We start from the raw sequence: 20,424 nt of genomic DNA on the forward strand, positions 1-20,424 counted from the left end.
CCGTCAGCCGCCCTCCACCGCCCCGAACAGACAGCAGCAGACTGCCGACCAACCGCCCTCAGCACATCAAGAACTGAGCACGTTCATCCGTACGGGACTGAGCACGTTCACGTGTACGCCGACACCCCGCGACGAAAGGCGGGCCCGCAACCGCTGAACGGTTGCGGGCCCGCCTTCGGCGTCGCTGCCCCAGGGTGCCAGCCGAGGGGCCGGCGGTCAGGCGGGCGCGAGGAGGTGGGTGCGCAGGTGGGCCAGGGTGCGGTTCAGAAGCCGGGAGACGTGCATCTGGCTGGAGCCGAGTTCCCTACCGATCTCGGTCTGGGTCATCTCCTGGCCGAAGCGCATCTGCAGGATCCGCCGGTCGCGTTCGCTGAGCTGCGCGATCAGGGGCTTGAGTGCCAGGAGGTTCTCCACGCCCTCCATGGCAGGGTCGACGTCGCCGAGGCGGTCGGCCAGTACCGTGTCGTTGTCGACTTCCTCACCGCCGGAACCAGGCGGCAGGTCCAAAGTGCCGGCGGTGTATCCGTTGGAGGCGAGAAGGCCCTCGGTGACCTCCTGCTCGGTGACCTCCAGGAACTCGGCGAGTTCCGTAGTGGTGGGCCGGCGATCCAGTCGGCCCTCCAGGGTCTCGGTGGCCTTGGCGAGCTCCAGGCGCAGTTCCTGGAGCCGGCGCGGCACGTGGACGGCCCAGCTGGTGTCGCGGAAGAACCGCTTGATCTCCCCCGAGGTATAGGAAACGGCGCTTCTCGATGGCCTTCCACCCACGGCTGCGCCAGTTCGTCCGTTCCCTCCCGAAGGGGGAACGACGCAGGGCGTTTGTGTTCACCACCAGCGGGTTCCGTCCCTTCACCCGCCCCCTTGTGCGGCTTCTCGAGCAGAAGGGCTTCGAAGTGGTCGACACCTTCTCGTGTCGGGCGTTCGACACCTGGCTTCCCTTCAAGCTCGTCGGCGGTATCAACAAGGGACGACCCAATGCCACCGATCTGGAAGCGGCGCGCACGTTTGCCGAAGGGCTGCGCACTCGGAGCGGTGCCACGTCCTGACCGGTGCACCGCCGGGGGGAGCTGGGCGACGACACGCGAGGGCGGTGGGCGGGCGCCTTTCGGGGGAGGGCGCCCATGGGGTGCCGCCTGGCCGCCGCCCGCCTGCCTCGCGGTTTCCCGGGCGCGTTGACCGACGCCCGCGATCACTCCGTGACGGTCGTCGCCGGGTGCTCGATCGAGCGAACTGCCGGATCGGTCGGCGCGTCAGGGTGTTCTGCCCCAACTGCCGATCGAAACCCTTCGTTCATGGCACTGCAGCAGGAGTACCGCGAGCGGCCGTTCGTCCCCGAGGAGCTGTGGGCCGGTCACCGCACAGCAGTTCCCGTTCCAGCCCGGTGCAGCACAGACTCCCAACTCCCCCCGCCCGCGCACAAGGCTCGCGCTGGAGGACACCTCGATTCCCGGACCAGAGCCATCACGCCAGCAAGGCGAGCGCCAGCGTGCGGGGTCACTCACCCGCACGGCCTATCGGCCGATTCCGCAGCCCGACCAGGTCGTTGGACGAGCGTGGAGACGACAGTGACGGACTGGGGTCGGGCAGTGATGGCGGTGGTCCGGAGCCCTTACTGGCAGGCACTCGGCCAAGTCGGGACGCCCGTGCAGCAGGTTACGATGCGGCGGCATCGCGGAATGGGATGGCCCGCGTGGCGCCAGCCGGCCACAAGAGGGTCGGGGCCGCAGCTGCTGAGGTCACATGAGGTGAGGTGTGGCCGGTCAGCTGTAAGCGGGTGTGCCCAGCATCGCTACCGCAGCCTGGAGTGGGCTGAGAACAGCGGTGGCGGTCACCGCAGCGGCCTCGGGTGCGGGACGGCAGGTGAAGCCGAGTCGGGTCATGGCCCGGGTGATCTGCTCGGCCGTGAAGTCACGCCGGTCCTGGCGGGTGAGGATCTGGCCGACCTGTTTCACGGGGTAGGTGCGGCGGCTGATGATCACGGATTCCCCGATGACCGCTTCGGGCTTGATGCCCCGCATCCTGTCCTGCACTTCGCTCTTGACCAGATCGAAGGAACAGCCGGCGATGACGCAACGCATAGGACCTCAGCAGAGAGAGGGGACGGTCGGATACCTCAGAGTCCCACACCCGCACCACCGGCGGGAAGATCAACCCGCCGGTGGGAAATCCAGCACGAGGGCCGGTGTTCGTGCTACCTTGTTGCCAGTTGCAGTTGTGGTACCCATGAACTTGTGTGCACTCGACGGGCGTGACCCGCGGGTGCATTTTTTGTTTTGCCGGTCATCTCCGGATGGGCTCATTGCGGCGACGCGGATTCCGCACAGTGCGGTTTTCGGTTCTGCCCCTGTCTTAAGGAGACACACATGGCTACTGGCATCGTGAAGTGGTTCAACGCGGAAAAGGGCTTCGGCTTCATCGAGCAGGACGGTGGCGGCGCTGACGTCTTCGCCCACTACTCGAACATCGCCGCTCAGGGCTTCCGTGAGCTGCAGGAGGGCCAGAAGGTTTCCTTCGACGTCACGCAGGGCCAGAAGGGCCCGCAGGCGGAGAACATCGTTCCCGCCTGAGCACTGATGCGCACCACCGGGTAGGGCCCGCACCGCAAGGTCGCGGGCCCTACCCGTCGCCCGCACTGGCTGCGCCCCGTTCCGGGCTGGCGACCGCGGGTCATAGCGCATTCCCTGCAGGGCAGGCGGCAGCGCTGAGGCTGCGCACCGCTTTCTGCCCCCGGACCTGACCGGTCCGGCGTGTCGACCACCCAGTCGGTGGTGCGATCTTTCGAAGTGTGTTGGTGCGGTTGATCCGTCCCGCTTCGATTCTGCTCATTCTTTCGGTTCGTCTCTGTGACGCCTTCGCGCGGCGTGTTCGCTGCTGGGGCTTCCTGGATGCGTGCCGTATCCAGGAAGGTTCTTTGTGAACCCTGTTCGTTCCAACCGCTCGTATTCCAGCTCCAGTAGTCGCAGCAGTGCTCCGAGCACCGGCAGCTACAGCCGCTCCGCTCCGAGTCGCTCCGGTGGCTATGCCGGTTCCAGCCGCTCCGGTGGTTACGGCCGCTCGGGTGCTTCGAGCCGTCGTCCTTCGGTTCAGGGCGAGTTCGCCCTGCCGGTGACCCTCACCCCGGCGCTGCCCGCGGTGGAGACCTTCGCCGCCCTGGACATGCCCGCCGCCCTGCTGACCACGCTGGCCCACGAAGGCATGGCGGTGCCGTTCCCCATCCAGGCCGCGACGCTGCCCAACGCCCTGGCCGGACGCAACGTCCTGGGCCGCGGCCGAACCGGCTCCGGCAAGACCCTCGCCTTCGGCCTGGCGCTGCTTGCCAGGACCGCCGGTCAGCGCGCCGAGCCGTTCCAGCCGCTTGCCCTGGTCCTGGTCCCGACCCGTGAGCTCGCCCAGCAGGTCACCGACGCCCTGACCCCGTACGCGCGCTCGCTGCGTCTGCGGATGGCCACGGTGGTCGGCGGCATGTCCATCGGACGGCAGATCCACCTCCTGCGCGGGGGCGCCGAAGTCGTCGTCGCCACGCCGGGCCGGTTGAAGGACCTCATCGACCGGGGTTCCTGCCGTCTGGACCAGGTCGGCATCACGGTCCTCGACGAGGCCGACCAGATGGCCGACATGGGTTTCATGCCGCAGGTCACCGCCCTGCTGGACCAGGTGCGCCCGGACGGCCAGCGCATGCTGTTCTCCGCCACCCTCGACCGCAACGTCGACCTTCTCGTGCGCCGCTACCTCCACGACCCGGTCGTCCACTCCGTCGACCCGTCGGCCGGCGCGGTCACCACGATGGAGCACCACGTGCTGCACGTTCACGGCGCGGACAAGAACGCCGTGACGACCCAGATCGCCGCCCGTGACGGCAGGGTCATCATGTTCCTCGACACCAAGCACGCCGTGGACAACCTCACCGACCACCTGCTGAACAGCGGGGTGCGGGCCGCGGCCCTGCACGGCGGCAAGTCCCAGCCGCAGCGGACCCGCACCCTGGAGCAGTTCAAGACCGGGCACGTCACCGTGCTGGTCGCCACGAACGTCGCCGCTCGCGGCATCCACGTCGACAACCTCGACCTCGTCGTCAACATCGACCCGCCGAGCGACCACAAGGACTACCTGCACCGCGGCGGCCGCACCGCGCGCGCCGGCGAGTCCGGCAGCGTCGTCACCCTGGTCCTGCCCAACCAGCGCCGCGACATGATCCGCCTGATGCGGGACGCCGGCATCACCCCGCAGACCGCACAGATCCGCCCCGACGAGGCCGAACTGACCCGCATCACCGGCGCCCAGTCCCCCAGCGGCATCCCCTGTGTCATCGCCGCCCCGGTCGTGGAACGCCCCAAGCGAAGCGCCTCCGCCACCCGCGGCCGGCGCAGCCGCTTCGCCCAGGCCCGCCGCTCCGCCCCGGGCGAGCGCCCCGCGCCCCGCACGACCACGACCGCCACCGCGTAGCACCACAGCCGACGCTCCTGAAGAGCCGTCCCACCTCCGATGTCCGGGGTGGGACGGCTCTCGGCGTTCACTCGATTTCTGTGGCGCCCACTCGATCCGGAGGGATTCAGGGGGGTGACGGAAAGTATGCAGGGCACACGAACAGTCACTGACATGATGCGGGGAAGGTAGAGCGATGATGACTGATTCCGGTCTTGCGACGCTGGTGGAAGAGTTGCGCGAGCGGGCGGGCGCGTTCGTGAACACTCACGTCGACCTGTGGGTCGGCGCGGAGGACGACGGGACGCTGACCCTGGCCGGCCAGGACCCCGCGGCGCTGTTCCAAGCAGCTGCGGACTGGCTGGTGGATGGGCCCGCCTGCACCGTCGTCGATACCCGCTGGAACCGTAGGACGGCCGAGCCCGCCCACACCCTGCGCCTGTATTTGCGCCCGCCCGGCGCGGAACTGCCGCCGCAGCGGACGGCCGAAGGGGTCTAGGGCCTCTCCCGCTCCCAGCGAAAACCGGCACGAGACAGCGGCGGCGCGGACTCCCGCGCCGCCGCCCGGTTGCCCGGTGTGACACTCATACGTCACTCCCTGTGAGAGATGGCGAGGACGGTGGCCGGGCAACCATGCCGAAGACCAACGGGGCGGTGCCGGTCCCTGCTGTTGTCTGGTCACACGCGAACGGGCTGTGCGAATCCTGCCCGCCTGGGCGGGGCGTCTTCAGCGTGGTGCGGTGCGCTGGTAGGTCGTGGGGGAGATGTCGGCCTCGGTGTTGGTGCTGGGGGAGGCTTCGGTGACGTCGGCGCCGTGGTCGGCGTGGCGTCGGGTGTCGTGGGTGCCGTACCAGTCCAGGCACATCACGGTGGCGTCGTCCTGTAGTTGCCCGTCGTGGGCTTGGACAACGTGCTCGATCAGGACGCGGGCGGCCTCGCGCGGGTGCAGGTCCTGGGTGCTTTCGATGAGCGCAGGCAGGTCGAGGTTCGCGGCCCTGCGTTCCAGCATCCCGTCGGTGAGCATGACGAGCCGGTCCCCGGCCCGCAGGTCCAGGTGCTGGACGGTGTAGGTGTGGGGAGCTATGAAGCCGAAGGGCATATCGATGTCCGGCACGAGCTGCTCGACCTTCCCCCCGCGCAGGCGCAGGGGCCACGGGTGGCCGGCGTTGATGAACTCGGTTCGACCATCGTGCAGGCCGATGCGCAGGAGTTGGCCGGTGACGTAGCGGCCGCCGCTGTGCTCGGCCAGGGCCTGGTCGGCCTGCCGGGCTTGTTCGGCGAGGTCGGCGCCTTGCCTTCGGGCGCGGCGCAGGGCGCCGACCAGGAGGGTGGCCAGCAGGGCGGCGTCCACGTCGTGGCCCATGGCATCAGTGACGGACAGCTGGACATGGTCGCGGTCTATGACGTAGTCGAACGTGTCGCCGCCCACGAACTCGGCCGGCTCCAGGGCGCCGGCAACCGCAAACTGGGCGGCTTCGCAAGCCAGGGACGCAGGCAGCAGCCGGTGCTGAATCTCGGCGGCCAAACCCAGCGGCGCGGTACGGCGACCCCACTGGTAGAGATCGGTAAAGGGCCGATTCGCGATGACGATGTACGCCAAAGCGTGGGCGCTACGGCTGATCTTTCGCAAGGTGTTGGGGCCGGGGTGATGGGGCAGGTAGAGCTCCAGCAGCCCGATGGCATCCCCGCGGTTGGTCACCGGCGCGATGACCTGCGTCCAAGCACCGTCCCCGATCCGCTCCACATGCGGTTGCTGGGTGCGGATCACCTGCTCGTACACGGTGCCGGGCACGGCGATCGGGTCAGCGGGATGGTCCAGGTCGATATCGTCAGCGACGCCCAGGCGCACGACGGAGGTACCGGTGAAGTCGGTGATCAGGAACGACACCGACCGGGCCTCGAACTGTCGCCGCATCGCCGCGGCGATGACATCGACGGACTCTACCGGCGGCGCGGCCTCCGCCGCGGCCAGCGCCTCACCCAGTCCGTCGGTTCCACTGTCCCGCATGGGAGACCTCTTCCCGCTGTCGTGCCCGCCCCATTACATACCCGGTTGTGCGAAATTCCGGGCAGGCACGAAGAGGCAAACTATCCCACTGCAGGAGTGGGTTCCCACCCGGTCGAGCGATACCGCCGCGCCCGGTCTATGGATAGGTGTGGGTATGCACTCTGACCCGAACCCCTCACCACCATCCGCTGGTGCCTGCGAGCTCGTCGAGGGCATCGTGAACGCTGTCCGCGCCGCGGACAGCCCCCGCCTGCGGGACCTGCTGGACGACCTCGCGCAAGTCGCCGACCCGGCCGCACTGCTCCTGCTGCGCAGCCGCCTCCACGACGGCCACGGCCGCCAAGCGATGGAACCTGGGCGGGCAGCCCGTGAAAGACGCTTGCCTCCGCAGAGCGAGATTGGGCCCCTCGTGGTCCGCCGACCCGGGTGCCGCTCCCCGGGCAGAGCACACCGGGGCGGGGCACGGCGGTGCCCCAAGTGCGGGCGGGCTCCCTGCGGTTGACCGGCGCTGCACGCGATGCCGCCCAAGCGCAGTTCAAGGCGATGTACGACGCCGGCGCATCGATCCGCGAGATCGCCGAGCGAACCCACCGCTCCTACGGCGGAGTGCATCACGCGCTGGTCAAGGCCGGCGTCGACTTCAGGAACCGCGGCGGTAGACGACGGCGAAAAGCAGCGGAATAGCGAGAGCGCGATACTGGCACCCGCCGGACCATCCCGCCATAGACCCCCTTCTCGGCTTCCGGCCCCTGTGGTCACGGGCTGCGGTCATCACGGGCGTGATCGCGTTGTTCCTCGATGAGGTCGAACTGGGCCTTGAGCCCGACGATAGTCGCCGCTGAGGCCGACTCGTCCGCGAGAGCCGTGACCAAGGCATTGAAAGCAGCCCCCGCCCCCATCCGGGGAACCAGGCAATGCCACTCCCGCACAAGGCGGATCAGCTCGCTGTCATCATCCATGCTCATCCCACGCCAGGTTCATGGGGAGAGCGACCCTGGCCGGTGGGCACCACGACCACGCCTGTCCAACCGGGGCGCGATCACTGGTCGAGTACCGGCACGCCGGCAACCAGGTCGGGCCACAGCCGGTCAACGGACCCCGACAATTTCCGCCACGCACTTCCCACCACCGGTGGACGAGCGCCGCACAGAACGGCGGCTCATCTACGAGCAGAACCCTTTCGCCACTCGCTTCACCGTCTGCCTTGCGCCGACAGACGGACAAAACCACAGCCTCCTGCATCACTGTCACCTCCGACCAACGACCACACTCCCGAACCGGCAACCACCTTCCCCTCGCCATCCCCCCACCGTGGTGCCAGCAACCACAACGATGTACGGGCCCTGCTGAATGATTGGCGGGGTAGCGTCCTGGCGGCTGATCAGCACCCTGCGCACCGGTGACGTGATGCGATGCGCAGCAAGCGGCATCTTCCCGCGGGGGGTGTCAGGTTCGGGGCCTGCTGCGTGCCCGGGTTCGGGGCTCAGGCGGCGGGATTACTGGGACGCTTGCGCAGCTGTTCGTTGAGGGCCAGGGCTTCTTCGAGCTGGTCCTCCAGGGCCACGATGCGGCAGGCGGTTTCGATGGCGGTGCCCTGGTCGACGAGTTCGCGGGCGCGGGCGGCGATGCGCAGCTGGTATCGGGAGTAGCGGCGGTGGCCGCCCTCGGAGCGCAGCGGGGTGATCAGGCGGGCCTCACCGATCGCGCGCAGGAACGCGGCGTTGGTGCCGATCATCTCGGCGGCGCGGCCCATGGTGTAGGCGGGGTAGTCCTCGTCGTCGAACCGGTCCGACGGGCTCGCGGGGGGCTGGTCGGTCATTACGCCTCTTCGTATCTGATGGCCATCTGGCCTCCTGGGGAAACGCGTGGAGGGGCCCCGGAGCCGTACCTGGCTTCCGGGGCCCCATGGGGCGGATCAAACACCATCTACATCTACTACCGGCTTGTGCGTGCCGGTCCTGCCGTATCCGCAGTGCCGCGTCGGGGGAACACGGAGTGCGGGGACCTTGAATGCTTGACCGGGGACCACCTTCCAATCCGGGGCCTTGCGAGTGCCCGCACACACCTGCCGTGCGGGCGATCCTGATGGTGTCGCTCCGAACCTTTCCTGCTCGTACCTGAATGACGAAAACTACTGACCTGCTGGTACTTCAGATACTGCGGTCCTGCGATCACAACCGAACTGCACTTCACACGCTGCGACCTGCGCGGCAGCCCCTTCTGGGCCGCCCAGCCCGGCAATCAACCCCTACGGCCCTCCCGCAGAAAGCGGCCGCCGGATTCCACTGCCGTGCCGTACCTACGTGAACCACCGAACTGCTGGTGCTGCGACCTACTGGTGGCCTTCACCGCACCACCGTCCGGCAGCCAGCCCCGTCGCCCGCACTGCAACTTCTCTGGCTTAGAACCCCACTGCCGAACCTCCCGGCACGCGCGCCCGCAGCCGACGCCTTCACCGAGGTGCTGCTCACTGACTTCACTGCTGAGTACTGCGAACTGCACTTACCGGTACTGCCACTGCATTGACTGCGGTCCTGCTCACGGCGGCCCCTGATCACTGCGGGCCACTCGGTCCGGTCGTCAGTTCCGTCGCCGCCCTGCAACTGCTCTGGCTTCGGAACTCCACCACCGCACCGTCCTGCGCACTGCAACTACCTGTACTACTGCCCGGCAGTTCGTCTCTGCCAGGCCTGCTGTCTCTCTGGGCTACGAGAGAAACCATAACCACGCCAGTGCCCCAATGTCTACTCCGGTCGGCATCGATTTCCGCGTGTTCGTCGGTGAGGTAATCGGCACCGAACAGCGACGGTGGCGGCAGGGCCACGGCCGTCACTGCTGGGTTAGCGGGCTGCGGGCCGGGGAACAAGCCGCCGGTATTTGGTCTTACGATCGGCCGGGCCGTCGTGCGTGAGTTCACTCCATGGCTGCCTCTCCTATCTCCTTTTTGGACCCGAGAGGTCTTGTATGAAGTTCCGCCGCACTCTGGTGCCCATCGCCGCGACCGCCGCTATCGCACCTGCCGCACTGCTGTCCGCGACCACCGCCTTCGCCTGCACCGCACTTCCCGCCGTGTGCGCCTCCGCCACGGCGAGCCCGACCACCTCGGCCAGCCCGTAGGCCACGCCGTCAGACACCGCCCGCCCCACCGCTTCGGCCACCGTCAGCCCGAAGCCGACCGCATCCACCTCGACGTCCGCGAAGCCCGCCCCCTCGGCCACACCCACCGAGGAGCCGACGGCAGCGGATGGCACAATCTCACCCTGACCACCACAAACCAGTCCGGCAAGGACGCCTCCGCGGTCCTGTTCTACACAGGTGCCGGCCCCGCCTCCCAGGACGCCCCGGACGCCTTCTCCACCCAGCAGGTCGTCCTGCAGGCCTACGACGAGCAGTCCGGTGCCTGGCAGAACGTCAACGACAGCGCCGGCCACTCCGCCGGGCGCCGCGCTGGCGGTCACCCGGATCGCACGGCGCGGCCAGCCGCCTCGTAGGCTGCCGGCATGACATCTACTCACGTCTGTCCTGCTCAGGCTCTCGACGCGCTGCTCGCCGGGAACCAGCGCTTCGTGGCCGGGGCCCCGCAGCACCCGAATCAGGACGCCGCACGGCGGGCCGAGCTTGCCCCAGCCCAACAGCCCTTCGCGGTGTTGCTGGGATGCTCCGACTCGCGGCTGGCCGCCGAGATCATCTTCGACCAGGGGCTTGGGGACCTGTTCGTGGTCCGCACCGCCGGTCACGTCCTCGGGCCGGAGGTGTTGGGCAGCATCGAGTACGGCACGAGCGTGCTGAACTGCCGCCTCGTCGTGGTCCTCGGGCACGACTCGTGCGGCGCTGTCGCCGCGGCTCGCGCCGCCGTCGAAGACGGGCTGCCCGCCGCCGGATACGTCCGGGACATCGTGGAGCGCGTCACCCCCAGTGTGCTGGCCGCCCGTGCTGCCGGCCTGGACACGGACCGCGACCTGATCGACGCGCACATACAGCACACCGTGGACCTGCTCCTGGACCGCTCCCGCGTCCTCGCCGACCAGGTCGCCTCCGGCCACACCGGCGTCGTCGGCCTGGCCTATCAGCTCGCCGAGGGCAACGCACGGCTCGTCACCACCCGCGGCCCCACGGCAGCGTCCACCGCACACAGCGGTTGATCACTGCCCGGGTGGAGCAGGCCGAGCAGCTGTTCAGCGCAGCCCCGGGCTACCGACGCCATGGTCAGGCCGCTGCTGGCGCATACGGGTTGAACCAGGCCGGGCGTGCCATCGCAGCTGCCGCCTCTGGAGTCCCTGACCGTAACCAAGACGCGTTTGGCGTTGGCGTAGGGCTCGGTGGTCATGACCTGGGTGACCAGGGCTGTGGGCTCGGTGGTCATGACCTGAGTGACCAGGGCTGTGAAGGGTGCGATGCCGGTCTTGGGCTCGCAGCGGCCGAAGACCTTCGCGTGGTGGACGTCGTAGGCGGCGCGGTAGGCCAGGGCGCCGCCGCGGCCGTACTCGTGGTTGACGCGCATGGCGCGTGCTTGTCCGGGGGCCAGGGTCGGGTGGCAGCGGCAGCGGGCCTGGATGGAGGTCTTCTCGTCGCTGGAGATCACGTACTCGTCCTCGTCGAGAGTGGTGCCCTGCCAGGTGCCGGGATAGGGGTCCAGGACGTGGGCGGCTTTGGTGCGGAAGTCCGGGTCGCGGATGAAGATCCAGGAGCGGTGCTGCCAGGGCTTGAGTGCGTCCTGCGTCAGCCAGCGGCGCACGGTGGACGCCGACACGGACCGGGCGATGCCTCGTAGGACGGTCTCGCGTGCGAGTTCCGGGCATGACCAGCGTGATAGCGGGATACCGGTCTCTGCGGGTAACTGGCAGGCCGGCGCCTTGACTTCGGTGACCTGCGCCGGGGTGAACCGCGCTGGGCGTCCGGAGCGCTTGCGGTAAGCCGGGGCGGGTAAGCCGCCGGCGGCGAACCGGGCCCGTCAGGTCCGCACCGTGTCCACGTGCAGACGGGTATCTGTTGCTATGCGTGCGTTGGAGTGCCCCCGTGCCCCCGTGCCGCCAGTAGCACGATCGATGCCCGCTGCCGGGCCTGATATTCGGTCGTGTGGCCGTAGGCCGTCGTCGTCAACCGGCGGCGCTGGGAGGGGGTCAGGGTAAGAGATATGGCTCGGGCCAGGGGCATGGAAGGCAACCGGCCCATCTCGGGAAGATCGTTCGGGGCGGTCCAGCGCCCTGCGCCGACACGCCGCTTCGCGCTCAAGGGTGCGTGTCTGCCCACCGGGCTCGGCGCTGATATCGCCTGTGCTTCCCGGCTGGTCGATGTCGTCTGCTACCGCGTGTGAGCGGATGCGAGGTCAGGGCAGGGTGAGGATGCGGGGGCCGTCCTTGGTGATGGCGATGGTGTGTTCGATGTGGGCGGCCCGGCTGCCGTCGATCGTGCGCAGGGTCCATCCGTCGGGGTCGGTGCGGTAGTCGTTGCGTCCTCCGGCCATGAGCATGGGTTCGAGGGCGAGGGCGAGGCCGTGGCGCAGGGGGAAGCCGCGGCCGGGTCGTCCGTGGTTGGGGACGTGGGGGTCTTCGTGCATCTGGCGGCCGATGCCGTGGCCGCCGAAGTCGGCCGGCATGCCGCAACTGTTCTTGCGGGCGATCGTGCTGATGGCGTGGGAGATGTCTCCGATGCGGTGGCCGATGGTGGCCGTGGCGATGCCGTCGTCCAGGGCCTGCTGGGTGGCGGCGATGAGTTCCAGGTCGGCGGGACGGGGGGTGCCGACGGTGAAGCTGATCGCGGCGTCGCCGGTCCAGCCGTCGAGTTCGGCTCCGCAGTCGATGCTGACCAGGTCGTCGTCGTGCAGGCGGTAGTCGTCGGGGATGCCGTGCGCGACGGCGTCGTTGACGGAGGCGCAGATCACGGCGGGGTAGGGGATGGGGGCGAAGGACGGCTGGTAGCCCAGGAACGGAGAGCGTGCCCCGGCCTTGGTCAGAACGGTGCGGGCGGCTTCGTCGAGCTCGCGCAGGCGAACGCCCACGGTTGCCGCTTCGCGGGCGGCTGCGAGCGCGTGGGCCACGACGCGTCCGGCTTCACGCATCGTCTCCAGTGCCGTGTCGGTCTTGATCTCCACCATGTGTCGTGTGCTCCCCGCGATGCGACGCTGCCCAATACTTATACCGGTATTAGTATCACGGGTATGGTGAGAGTTCCTTTGACCCCCGAAGAGCGGCAACGCGGAGAGCGCTTCGGGGCCCTGCTCCGACAGGCCCGCGGTAACCGCAGCATGGTGGATGTGGCAGCAGCCGCCGGGCTGTCCGCGGAGACGCTTCGCAAGATCGAAACCGGCCGGGCCCCGACGCCCGCCTTCTTCACCGTGGCAGCCCTGGCCCGGGCGCTGGAACTGTCGCTGGACGACCTGGCCGCTGCCTGCGCCGAGGACGGGGTCCTGGTCGGCCACGTACGGGGTGCGGACCAGGGTGAAGCCGGGTCGGCCCTCGGCGACCATCGAGGCGACGCCGATGTAGGCGGCGTCCTGCAACCGGCGCGGATGCGCGTGCGGGTGCTCGGAGATGTCCGATCCCAGCTCGGCCGTGGCCGCCTCTGAGGTGCGCTGGGCGAACGAGATCGCGACCTGGCAGTTGTCGCGGATCTTGGTGGGGATCGCGTCCCCGGTCGCCTTCTGCGTGGCCAGAACGACCTGGATGCCGGCGTTGCGGCGTTCCAGGTCGTCCTTGGCGTGCAGCCAGGCACGGGCGAACAACCCGTCGTAGTCCGGGCCGCCCTTGCCGTCGATCAGCACGAACTGCACCGCTGGCGATGGCGCGAGGGCACAGAACCGGGCATTGAGCAGTGACGTCTTGCCGTACCCGGCAAGGCCGGCCACCACGACCCCCGAGACCCCGGAGGAGCGGAGCGTTACGGGCTGGCCGTCCGCGTCGATCCCGGGCGCCCACAGCAGCGGATCACCCTCTGCCGTGGCCTGTTCGGTGAAGGTAGTGGGCTGGATGAGCGGGTCACGCAGCAGGGCCCTGATCCGGACCACGCCGGGCCGGTGCCGCTCGACCCGCACCAACGGGACGCGCCAGGCGTTGGCCAGATGATCGGCGGCAGTCTGGAACTCCTCCACCCCGAGGCGACCGATGGTGTGGGCGTCGATCCGCACACCCCAGGTCTCGCGGTGCACCCGGATCGCCGGGACCAGGGTCCGCCTACCCGAACCCGGCGTTCCAATGGGGGCGTGCGGTTTGATCGGCTCGGTGTGGGCCAAGGCCCACCCGCATCGCGGTGCGCCGCCAGGTACAGCGAATACGCCACGCCGTACGGATCACCAGGCGCTGATCGGGGCCCGCGAGCAGGTAGCGCACGGCGCGGGTGGTGCTCAGCGTGACGGCCGAGCAGACGGGGACGACGGCGAGGGTCAGGGCGGCGCTGGTGAAGTCTGCTGTCGCCCCTTCACCGCCGTCAGTGCCTGGGCACGGAATATCTGCCAGGTGCGGCCGTTCTTCTCGCCCGTCAGGAACAGCAGGCCGGTCGCCTTGACCAGCGCGCCCATCGCGAGCCCGGCCGGAACACCGGGCTGCGGCAGCGAGACCCGCATCAACTGCGGAGCACCGCCCTCCATCGGGAGGGCGAGCGACACCTCCGCGAGCGGGGCGCCGGTGTCGCGGTCGGTGGCCACGACACCGTTCGCCCGGTCCTTGAACTGCGGCGCGGGCTCACCCAGCACCAGCAGCGGAGGGGCAGTGCCAATCGGAAGTACAAGCACGGTGATCTCCAGAGGGTGATCTAGGGAGTACGTTGATGACAGCCTACACGTGCAGGTTGGGGTGTCAATCATGATTGTGCTGCCCGATCCGCCTAGCTTCGCTACCCTGGACGCCATGACCTATGGAGCCGAGGAGAACCGCCCCCTGTACCAACAGGTGGTCGATGACATCCAGGAGCAGATCGCCAGCGGCCGGCTCGGCCCCGACGACAAGGTTCCCTCCGCCAAGGTCATCTCCGCGACCTACGGCATCGCCAACATGACCGCCCAGCGCGCCCTGCGCGAACTGCAGAATCTCGGCATCACCTACGGCCAGGCCGGCCGCGGCAGCTTCGTCCGCCCCGAAGCCGCCCTCCGCCTGGCCTCCAACGCCCGCACTATCACCAACGACGCCGACTACCGCGCCGTGATGGCCGAGTTCAAACAGGGCGCCGACAAGGTCAACGCCAGCCTGAACGAAGCCCTCGCCACCGGCGACGTCACTCGGATCATCGACGCCAGGACTGCCGTCGAGCACTACTGGAACACCAGCGCCCCACAAGTGCGCGAGCTCGCCCGCTACACACAGCGCGTCCAACAGGCCGGCCGCAACGTTGAAGACATCTACACCACCGACAGCTAACGAACGCACCAGTCCAGAGCGGCAGCGAGCGAAACTTTCTCTACAAGGATTCAAGGCACCGCCCTACGGGCAGCGCAGCCCGCACACCGGGTCGACGCCATCATCCTGCCTCCGGCCCGGACGGCCCCGACCCGACACCGGGAATTGCTGGAAGATCGACGCACCGCGGGGCGGGCGGTCGGCGCCTCGGACCCGCCCCCCGGCACGGCGCAGGACATAGCCGAAGGGAGCACTCGGCAACAGCGGACACCACGAACGGCGCCGGACAGGACGCGCACCGGCAGCCGGACCAGCACGACGCGGATGGGCGACACCTTCATGCCCAGGTGCAGGGCCCGACTGAGACCAGAAGTGAGACCACGGACAGCAAATCGGCGCGGTCCCGGATGCGCCGCAGCAGCCGGTGAACGAGGAAATCCCAGGTCAGCGACCCAGGGCGGCTTCGCCGCCCACCGTGGGGCGCGGCAAAACACCGGCGGATCAGGGTCACCCGGCCCGGCCCACCGAACACACCTCGAAATCCTTGTCATGAGGAGGTAAAACAAGGCCACTTGGGGCAGGCGACGCACACGACACCGATCGAGGAGGCCCACATGCCCATCACCTTCCGGAAGTCGTTCCGGATCTTCCCGGGAGTCCGCCTCAATGTGAACCGCAAGTCCCTGTCCCTGACCGTCGGTTCGAAGGGTGGCCATCGCACCTGGTCGACCACCGGCAGAAGGATCACCTCCACGGACCTTCCGGGTCCTTTCGGTTACCGCCACACCGATACCCGCGACTGAAACGATCCCCCGTGCGGGCGGGTACCGGGCCAGGCTTCCGACGCGGGGTTCCGATGCGGGTTCCGATGCCGGCCGTCCTTGCCGCCACCGTTCTCAGGTGGCCGGCACGGCTGGGCATGCCTCTGACGTCGGATGTTCGACGTCCGTGTCCCCCGCGGGCTACCAAGCGACCTGATCATGGTCGAACAGGAGCCGGACCGCCCCCTCAAGACCTGCGCGCGTGGTCGGGGTCGCCCGGCACTCGTCGGCCCAAAGCGTCCACTCGGTTACGCGCCCCCGTCGCCCGCTTTGGCGGCCTTCGCCGCCGCCTTCATTTCCTGCTTGTGTGCCCGCACCTTCGCGAGCGACTCCGGTCCGGTGATGTCGGCGGCCGACCGGTAGACCCCGGCGGGCCCGTACCGGCCCGCCGCCTCCCGCCACCCCTTCGGCCGTACGCCCAGCCGCTTGCCCAGCAGCGCCAGGAAGATCTGCGCCTTCTGCTCCCCGAAGCCGGGCAGAGCCTTCAGCCGTCCCAGCAGCTCCGCGCCCGTGCCTACGCCCGTCCACACGGACGAAGCGTCTCCGTCGTAGTGCTCGACCAGGTACGCGCACAGCTGCTGGACCCGCTTCGCCATCGATCCCGGATAGCGGTGCACAGCCGGCTTCTGCGACAGCAGCGCCGCGAAGGCATCCGGGTCGTACGCGGCAACGGCGTGCGCGTCCAGATCGTCGGCACCCAGCCGCTGGGCGATGGTGTACGGCCCCGCGAATGCCCACTCCATCGGCACCTGCTGGTCCAGCAGCATGCCGACCAGCGCCGCCAGGGGGCTGCGACCGAGCAGCTCGTCGGCCTCCGGCTGCTGGGCCAGCCGCATCGTGATGTCCATATGTCCAGCTTCGCTCCCGCCCGGGCTTTCCGCACGGTCGGCACACCGGGGGACGGTGCGGATGGCTGGTTGTGGAGGCCGAAGCCGACCGAGTTCCCGGCGCCCGGACGGAAAGTGAGCGGCGCTCCTGCGGCAGCGAGCGGACGTAGGCGCGCAACTCGCTCCTGCGGTCCGAAGGCAGGAACACGGCTTCACGGGCTCGGGCTCGGGCACCAGGCTCCCGGCTGTCGCGTCCACCGGCGCCAGATTCTCCGGCACCGCCATTCCGGCGATCGCGAAGAGGCCGTACACAGTCCAGTGGTGGGTCCTCGCGCGGTGCTGCCGCGGGCCGGGCCGGATTCTGATGGAGCATCCGCTCGGTGGCCGTGCTCGAGCCCGGCGCCACCCCGTGGACCGGGATCTTGGACGTGGTCCGGCTCGGACCCGCAGACGATGCGACCGCCGTCACCGCCGCCCAGCTGCGCGGGGTGGTCGAGCGACTCCTCGCGGCGGGCCAGTGGAAGCCCGGCGATGCGGACATCATGATCGTCGCCGATGCCGGATACGACGCCATCCGCCTGGCCTGAGTGCTGCGGGATCTGCCCGTCGAGCTGGTCGGCCGGATCCGCTCCGACCGTGTCACGCGGCTGCCGAAGCCGCCGCGAGTGGACCGCACCGGCGGCCGGCCGCCCAAGCCCGGGCCGGAGTTCCGCTTCGCGAAACCGGAGACCTGGCCGAAGCCGGACGTCGTCACCGTCACGGACACCGTGAACTACGGGAAAGCCCGGACCCAGGCGTGGCACTGGGTCCACCCGAGGCTGACCCACCGCTCAGCCCGGCTCGACCACGACGGCGAACTCCCCGTCATCGAGGGAACTTTGATCCGCCTGAAGGTCGAGCACCCATCGAAGGCATGAGAGGCGCCGCCGCTCTGGCTGTGGTCCTCGAAGACCGGCGCCACCGAGGCAGACGTGGACCGCTGCTGGCAGGTCTTCCTCCGCCGCTTCGACCTGGAGCACACCTTCCGTTTCGGAAAGCAGACGCTCGGCTGGACCACCCCGAAGCTCCGAACCCCCGAGGCCGCGGACCGCTGGACCTGGCCCATCATCGTCGCGCCTACCCAGCTCCGGCTCGCCCGCCCCCTTGCCCAGGACCTCCGCCGACCTTGGGAGAAGCCCGCGAAGCCGGCGCAGTGGACTACTACGACAGGATCGGAAGCTGACGGCCTGTCGGCGTAACGGGCGCGCACTGCGGGTGCCCAGAGCGCGGACCCGGAAGCGCGGGAAAACGTTCGTCACCGAGGAAGTGGTGATCAGTCACCGGCGGGTGTTGCTCACGTGTCATCTCATCATGAACGTCTCCCTTCCACTGTCCACGGTGACTTCGGTTCGGGTACTGCGGGGTTGTCGCTGTTAGGGGGATCATGGGGGCGGAGCCCTCGTACTACAGCGGCGGATCTTGCTGATGTGATCGGTTTGCTTCGCTTGGGCGGAGGTGGGCGGGGAGGGGGTCGTCTCGGCGTTGGTAGTGGCTGATGGCGGCTGCGGTCTGGTGTTCGGTTCTCCAGTGGTGCTGGCGCAGGAGTTCCGTGTCGCCGTGGTGGATGGCCAGGCCGGTGAGGGCCAGGAGGCCGGCCACGGCGGTGACGGTCAGTCGGATCATCGGAGCGACCGTGCGTGGCGGCGGTGCGCAGACCTGCCGCTGATCTGGGGGCTCGCTGTTCGCGGGTGCGGATGGGCGTTCGAGGTGGCGGGCGCGCTGCACGGTCAGGAATGCGTGGGCGAGCATCGTGCAGGTGATGGTGCGGTGCCAGGGAATCCGCTTGCGGACCTGGTGCTCGTCCAGGCCGGTGAGCTGTTTGACCTGCTCGTTGTCCTCTTCGATCTTCCAGCGGACGCCGGCCTGCTCGATCGCGGCGACGGTTGGGGTGGCGATGGGGGCGTGGACGAGGAAGTAGGCGTACTCGTAGTCGACGCGTCCGCCCACGAGTCGCTTCTTGTCTGTGGTGCGGCGGATCAGCAGTTGGCGTTCGAATCTGTCGGCCGGTTCCTGCGTGGGGAGGCGGACGGAGAACAGGGTCCAGTCGTAGTACCGCTGTCCCTTGGAGCCTGCTCCGCAGGAGCGGCGTTCCCACTGGTCACGGCGTTGCGCATAGGGGAGCAGGTGGTCGGCGCGCTTGATCGCCTTGGTGCCGGGGGCGGGCTTGCCGGGTGGGCCGGCGAGCGGCAGGTTGACCGGGACCGCGAGGACGTAGGGCAGGTGTTCGTTGTGCAGGAAGTCGCGCAGGGCGGTGTCGCGGCCGTAGCCGCAGTCGGCCACCACCCAGGCGAACAGCACCCCGTCCGCCAGGGCCTGTTCGAGCATGTGGATCGCGAGCTGGGGTTTCGTGGCGAACACGACCTCCTGGGGCACCCGGGCCTCGCGGCAGCGCGCCCGGTCGTCGGTCCACTCGGCGGGTAGGTACAGCCGCCGGTCGATGAACGTGTGCCCGCCGGGTGCGGCATAGGTCAGCATCACCATGACCTGGCAGTTTCGTACATCCCCGGTCACCCCGCAGTGCTGCGGGCTGACCCCCACCGACTTGGTCCCCTTCTTCTGCACCTGGGTGTCGTCGAGCACCAGCGAGGCGGCAGCATCGCCCAGATGTTCGGCCACGCAGGTGCGCAACTCCTCCAGCAGCGCGTCCGCCGACCAGGAGGCCGCGTTCAGGAACTTCTGGATCCGCGAGGGCGTGGCATGGCCCGCACGTGCGGCCATCGTCCACCCGTTCTTGCGGCGCAGGTCCGACAGCAGCCCCTCCATCAGGTCCGCGAACACCTCGCGCGGCTCCGGCCGCGCGAACAAATGCCCCAAGCTCGCGATCAGGACCGCTAACTCTTCAGCCCAGTCACCCAGTTGCTCTTCCGTCACATCTGCCAGCATGACCGCTCAACGACACAACCGATCAGCGGTTACATGATCTGCCGCTGCAGTACGTGTAGAGCGCAACGCCGGTGTTGCGCTCTATCGCAACACCCGGCGTGACCTGGGCCGCCGTGAGCATCACCGCCCGCCTAGGCCCTCCCGTAAGGGTCGAAACGTGCGGCGGCCGCCGGTCCTGAGGACTACTAGGCGGCTTCCTTCCGGCGCTCCGGGGAGACGGGAGAGCGGGTGCCGTCCGAGCGAAGGGACCACAGCCGGCCATCGGGATAAAGGAAGGACAGCCATATCCGTCGGCACCATTGGCCGCCGGACCTTCCAGCCCTCGCTGTACGACTCCCGCGGGTGGTCTTCGAACCACATGTTACAGGGCTGGCACGCGGCCAGGAGGTTGTGGGGCTCGTTCATCCACGGCTCTTTCGCGCCGCCCATGCCACGATTCACCCGGTGGTGGATTGTCAGGTCCTGGGCAGTTCCGCAGCGGACACAGCGGCCGGCATCCCGGCCGAATACAAGAGCGCGGACAGCGGCCGAGGGGCCGGTACGGCGTTGAGAGGCCACAGCGGGGTTCTCCGTCCTGCCCCGCCGTCGGGCCGCGGATGTGGCGGCCGCAGGTCAGCGGCGGGGCGAGGACAGGACCGTGTTGCGTCTGGCCCCCTTACGTCGCGCCGGCGCTCTCCTGGCGCTCCTCGAATGCCTGGGTCAGGGCGTCCAGGACTCCGGCTGCGTCGGGCACCTGGACGTAGGCGACGTAGAGCGCACCGGTGCCCTCCGTACCCATGACGACCTCGTACTCGGCGGAGGTCGAATCGCAGTCGTAGGAGTACGCGCCGGCGAACTCGATGGTGGAGCGTCCGTCCAGGTCGATGCACACGGTCCCGGAGCCGGAGCCGGAGCCGGGCTTGCCGAAGCCCAGACGTACATCGCAGCAACCAGTCGGTCGGGGGACGGGCGCCAGGTCGGGGAAGGCGGCGCGCATCGCTGTCGCCGCGGCCTCTTGTGTGTGGTCAAAGGCATCCTTCCATTCGCGGAGTGCCTTCACCGTGGTGGCATGCATCTGCATCAGTGTCTCCGTTCGGCCTCGGCTGGCGCCCCCGGGTTGA

At 68.9% G+C, this 20,424-nt stretch carries 20 protein-coding genes and 4 pseudogenes; 12 read left to right on the forward strand and 12 right to left on the reverse strand.

Features of this window, described 5'->3' with window-relative positions; genetic code table 11:
* Positions 1 to 216: 216 nt before the first annotated feature.
* Positions 217 to 741: pseudogene (locus QMK24_RS34770) on the reverse strand (sigma-70 family RNA polymerase sigma factor); the annotation flags it as partial.
* Positions 742 to 818: 77 nt separating this feature from the next.
* Here QMK24_RS34770 and QMK24_RS34775 point away from each other — a divergent pair.
* A complete protein-coding gene (locus QMK24_RS34775) occupies positions 819 to 1,043 on the forward strand; it encodes an NADPH-dependent FMN reductase family protein (protein ID WP_283470855.1) in 225 nt (74 codons plus the stop codon).
* 714 nt (positions 1,044 to 1,757) lie between these two features.
* Here QMK24_RS34775 and QMK24_RS34780 read toward each other — a convergent pair.
* On the reverse strand, positions 1,758 to 2,075 hold the full coding sequence (locus QMK24_RS34780) for an SCO5918 family protein (RefSeq protein ID WP_283470856.1): 318 nt from the start codon (positions 2,073 to 2,075) through the stop codon (positions 1,758 to 1,760).
* A gap of 285 nt (positions 2,076 to 2,360) precedes the next feature.
* Between QMK24_RS34780 and QMK24_RS34785 the strand changes: the two genes are divergently transcribed.
* The 3 genes from QMK24_RS34785 (at position 2,361) to QMK24_RS34795 (ending at position 4,918) form a co-directional block, all read left to right on the forward strand.
* Positions 2,361 to 2,564, forward strand: coding sequence for a cold-shock protein (locus QMK24_RS34785; protein ID WP_145801666.1), 204 nt, complete (start codon positions 2,361 to 2,363; stop codon positions 2,562 to 2,564).
* Between the two features lie 346 nt (positions 2,565 to 2,910).
* Positions 2,911 to 4,440 (forward strand): DEAD/DEAH box helicase, encoded by a 1,530-nt coding sequence (locus QMK24_RS34790; protein WP_283470857.1) that lies wholly within the window; start codon positions 2,911 to 2,913, stop codon positions 4,438 to 4,440.
* Positions 4,441 to 4,615: 175 nt separating this feature from the next.
* Positions 4,616 to 4,918 carry a hypothetical protein gene (locus QMK24_RS34795; protein WP_283470858.1) on the forward strand — a complete coding sequence of 101 codons (303 nt, stop codon included), beginning with the start codon at positions 4,616 to 4,618 and terminating at the stop codon, positions 4,916 to 4,918.
* A gap of 228 nt (positions 4,919 to 5,146) precedes the next feature.
* On the opposite strand, the gene QMK24_RS34800 is transcribed toward QMK24_RS34795, so the two are convergent.
* Positions 5,147 to 6,427, reverse strand: coding sequence for a PP2C family protein-serine/threonine phosphatase (locus QMK24_RS34800; protein WP_283470859.1), 1,281 nt, complete (start codon positions 6,425 to 6,427; stop codon positions 5,147 to 5,149).
* A gap of 175 nt (positions 6,428 to 6,602) precedes the next feature.
* Positions 6,603 to 6,770 (reverse strand): hypothetical protein, encoded by a 168-nt coding sequence (locus QMK24_RS34805; RefSeq protein ID WP_283470860.1) that lies wholly within the window; start codon positions 6,768 to 6,770, stop codon positions 6,603 to 6,605.
* A 134-nt stretch (positions 6,771 to 6,904) separates the two neighbouring features.
* Here QMK24_RS34805 and QMK24_RS34810 point away from each other — a divergent pair, with 134 nt between their 5' ends.
* Positions 6,905 to 7,111: a helix-turn-helix domain-containing protein gene (locus QMK24_RS34810; protein WP_502962710.1), complete on the forward strand. Its 207-nt coding sequence runs from the start codon at positions 6,905 to 6,907 to the stop codon at positions 7,109 to 7,111.
* A gap of 71 nt (positions 7,112 to 7,182) precedes the next feature.
* Here the strand turns inward: QMK24_RS34810 and QMK24_RS34815 are convergent, their stop codons facing one another.
* The gene (locus QMK24_RS34815; protein ID WP_283470862.1) at positions 7,183 to 7,392 is read right to left on the reverse strand and encodes a hypothetical protein; all 210 of its coding nucleotides are present in this window, start codon (positions 7,390 to 7,392) and stop codon (positions 7,183 to 7,185) included.
* Between the two features lie 518 nt (positions 7,393 to 7,910).
* Positions 7,911 to 8,246: a MerR family transcriptional regulator gene (locus tag QMK24_RS34820; RefSeq protein WP_283470863.1), complete on the reverse strand. Its 336-nt coding sequence runs from the start codon at positions 8,244 to 8,246 to the stop codon at positions 7,911 to 7,913.
* A gap of 1,145 nt (positions 8,247 to 9,391) precedes the next feature.
* On the opposite strand from QMK24_RS34820, the gene QMK24_RS34825 reads away from it, so the two are divergent.
* The 3 genes from QMK24_RS34825 to QMK24_RS34835 are packed head-to-tail and all read left to right on the forward strand — an operon-like array spanning position 9,392 to position 10,569.
* On the forward strand, positions 9,392 to 9,544 hold the full coding sequence (locus QMK24_RS34825) for a hypothetical protein (RefSeq protein WP_283470864.1): 153 nt from the start codon (positions 9,392 to 9,394) through the stop codon (positions 9,542 to 9,544).
* Positions 9,499 to 9,918 (forward strand): hypothetical protein, encoded by a 420-nt coding sequence (locus QMK24_RS34830; RefSeq protein WP_283470865.1) that lies wholly within the window; start codon positions 9,499 to 9,501, stop codon positions 9,916 to 9,918. The genes QMK24_RS34825 and QMK24_RS34830 overlap by 46 nt, the downstream gene beginning before the upstream one ends.
* A gap of 9 nt (positions 9,919 to 9,927) precedes the next feature.
* Positions 9,928 to 10,569, forward strand: coding sequence for a carbonic anhydrase (locus QMK24_RS34835; protein WP_283470866.1), 642 nt, complete (start codon positions 9,928 to 9,930; stop codon positions 10,567 to 10,569).
* Here QMK24_RS34835 and QMK24_RS34840 read toward each other — a convergent pair.
* Together QMK24_RS34840 and map are read right to left on the reverse strand one after the other, a co-directional pair.
* Positions 10,494 to 11,366: pseudogene (locus tag QMK24_RS34840) on the reverse strand (helix-turn-helix domain-containing protein); the annotation flags it as partial. The gene QMK24_RS34835 and the pseudogene QMK24_RS34840 sit on opposite strands and share 76 nt — an antisense overlap.
* A 387-nt stretch (positions 11,367 to 11,753) precedes the next feature.
* Positions 11,754 to 12,521, reverse strand: a complete 768-nt coding sequence (map, locus tag QMK24_RS34850) for a type I methionyl aminopeptidase (protein ID WP_283470868.1) — start codon at positions 12,519 to 12,521, stop codon at positions 11,754 to 11,756.
* Between the two features lie 63 nt (positions 12,522 to 12,584).
* Here map and QMK24_RS34855 point away from each other — a divergent pair.
* Positions 12,585 to 12,821, forward strand: a pseudogene (locus QMK24_RS34855) (helix-turn-helix domain-containing protein); the annotation flags it as partial.
* Positions 12,822 to 13,805: 984 nt separating this feature from the next.
* On the opposite strand, the gene QMK24_RS34860 reads toward QMK24_RS34855, so the two are convergent.
* On the reverse strand, positions 13,806 to 14,153 hold the full coding sequence (locus tag QMK24_RS34860) for a hypothetical protein (RefSeq protein WP_283470869.1): 348 nt from the start codon (positions 14,151 to 14,153) through the stop codon (positions 13,806 to 13,808).
* A 115-nt stretch (positions 14,154 to 14,268) separates the two neighbouring features.
* Here QMK24_RS34860 and QMK24_RS34865 point away from each other — a divergent pair, with 115 nt between their 5' ends.
* Together QMK24_RS34865 and QMK24_RS34870 are read left to right on the forward strand one after the other, a co-directional pair.
* Positions 14,269 to 14,775 carry a GntR family transcriptional regulator gene (locus QMK24_RS34865; RefSeq protein ID WP_283470870.1) on the forward strand — a complete coding sequence of 169 codons (507 nt, stop codon included), beginning with the start codon at positions 14,269 to 14,271 and terminating at the stop codon, positions 14,773 to 14,775.
* 593 nt (positions 14,776 to 15,368) lie between these two features.
* Complete coding sequence (locus tag QMK24_RS34870) at positions 15,369 to 15,557, forward strand: DUF4236 domain-containing protein (protein WP_283470871.1); 189 nt, start codon at positions 15,369 to 15,371, stop codon at positions 15,555 to 15,557.
* Positions 15,558 to 15,823: 266 nt separating this feature from the next.
* Here QMK24_RS34870 and QMK24_RS34875 read toward each other — a convergent pair whose 3' ends face one another.
* On the reverse strand, positions 15,824 to 16,423 hold the full coding sequence (locus tag QMK24_RS34875; protein ID WP_283470872.1) for an HhH-GPD-type base excision DNA repair protein: 600 nt from the start codon (positions 16,421 to 16,423) through the stop codon (positions 15,824 to 15,826).
* A gap of 344 nt (positions 16,424 to 16,767) precedes the next feature.
* On the opposite strand from QMK24_RS34875, the pseudogene QMK24_RS34880 reads away from it, so the two are divergent.
* A pseudogene (locus QMK24_RS34880) lies at positions 16,768 to 17,601 on the forward strand (transposase); the annotation flags it as partial.
* A gap of 244 nt (positions 17,602 to 17,845) precedes the next feature.
* Here QMK24_RS34880 and QMK24_RS34885 read toward each other — a convergent pair.
* Positions 17,846 to 19,312 carry an IS701 family transposase gene (locus QMK24_RS34885; RefSeq protein WP_283470873.1) on the reverse strand — a complete coding sequence of 489 codons (1,467 nt, stop codon included), beginning with the start codon at positions 19,310 to 19,312 and terminating at the stop codon, positions 17,846 to 17,848.
* 667 nt (positions 19,313 to 19,979) lie between these two features.
* On the reverse strand, positions 19,980 to 20,384 hold the full coding sequence (locus QMK24_RS34890) for a hypothetical protein (protein WP_283470874.1): 405 nt from the start codon (positions 20,382 to 20,384) through the stop codon (positions 19,980 to 19,982).
* Positions 20,385 to 20,424 lie beyond the last annotated feature (40 nt).

Origin of the sequence: Streptomyces sp. PH10-H1 (assembly GCF_030063355.1) — a bacterium.
Lineage (GTDB): Bacteria > Actinomycetota > Actinomycetes > Streptomycetales > Streptomycetaceae > Actinacidiphila.

Excerpts from the sequence above, each read along its gene's own strand:
- QMK24_RS34820 (WP_283470863.1), bottom strand. The coding sequence starts at position 8,246 with ATGACCGACCAGCCCCCCGCGAGCCCGTCGGACCGGTTCGACGACGAG.
- QMK24_RS34795 (WP_283470858.1), top strand. The coding sequence starts at position 4,616 with ATGATGACTGATTCCGGTCTTGCGACGCTGGTGGAAGAGTTGCGCGAG.
- QMK24_RS34780 (WP_283470856.1), bottom strand. The coding sequence starts at position 2,075 with ATGCGTTGCGTCATCGCCGGCTGTTCCTTCGATCTGGTCAAGAGCGAA.
- map (WP_283470868.1), bottom strand. The coding sequence starts at position 12,521 with ATGGTGGAGATCAAGACCGACACGGCACTGGAGACGATGCGTGAAGCC.
- QMK24_RS34890 (WP_283470874.1), bottom strand. The coding sequence starts at position 20,384 with ATGCAGATGCATGCCACCACGGTGAAGGCACTCCGCGAATGGAAGGAT.
- QMK24_RS34835 (WP_283470866.1), top strand. The coding sequence starts at position 9,928 with ATGACATCTACTCACGTCTGTCCTGCTCAGGCTCTCGACGCGCTGCTC.
- QMK24_RS34800 (WP_283470859.1), bottom strand. The coding sequence starts at position 6,427 with ATGCGGGACAGTGGAACCGACGGACTGGGTGAGGCGCTGGCCGCGGCG.
- QMK24_RS34870 (WP_283470871.1), top strand. The coding sequence starts at position 15,369 with ATGCCCATCACCTTCCGGAAGTCGTTCCGGATCTTCCCGGGAGTCCGC.
- QMK24_RS34865 (WP_283470870.1), top strand. The coding sequence starts at position 14,269 with ATGACCTATGGAGCCGAGGAGAACCGCCCCCTGTACCAACAGGTGGTC.
- QMK24_RS34875 (WP_283470872.1), bottom strand. The coding sequence starts at position 16,423 with ATGGACATCACGATGCGGCTGGCCCAGCAGCCGGAGGCCGACGAGCTG.
- QMK24_RS34785 (WP_145801666.1), top strand. The coding sequence starts at position 2,361 with ATGGCTACTGGCATCGTGAAGTGGTTCAACGCGGAAAAGGGCTTCGGC.
- QMK24_RS34825 (WP_283470864.1), top strand. The coding sequence starts at position 9,392 with ATGAAGTTCCGCCGCACTCTGGTGCCCATCGCCGCGACCGCCGCTATC.
- QMK24_RS34815 (WP_283470862.1), bottom strand. The coding sequence starts at position 7,392 with ATGAGCATGGATGATGACAGCGAGCTGATCCGCCTTGTGCGGGAGTGG.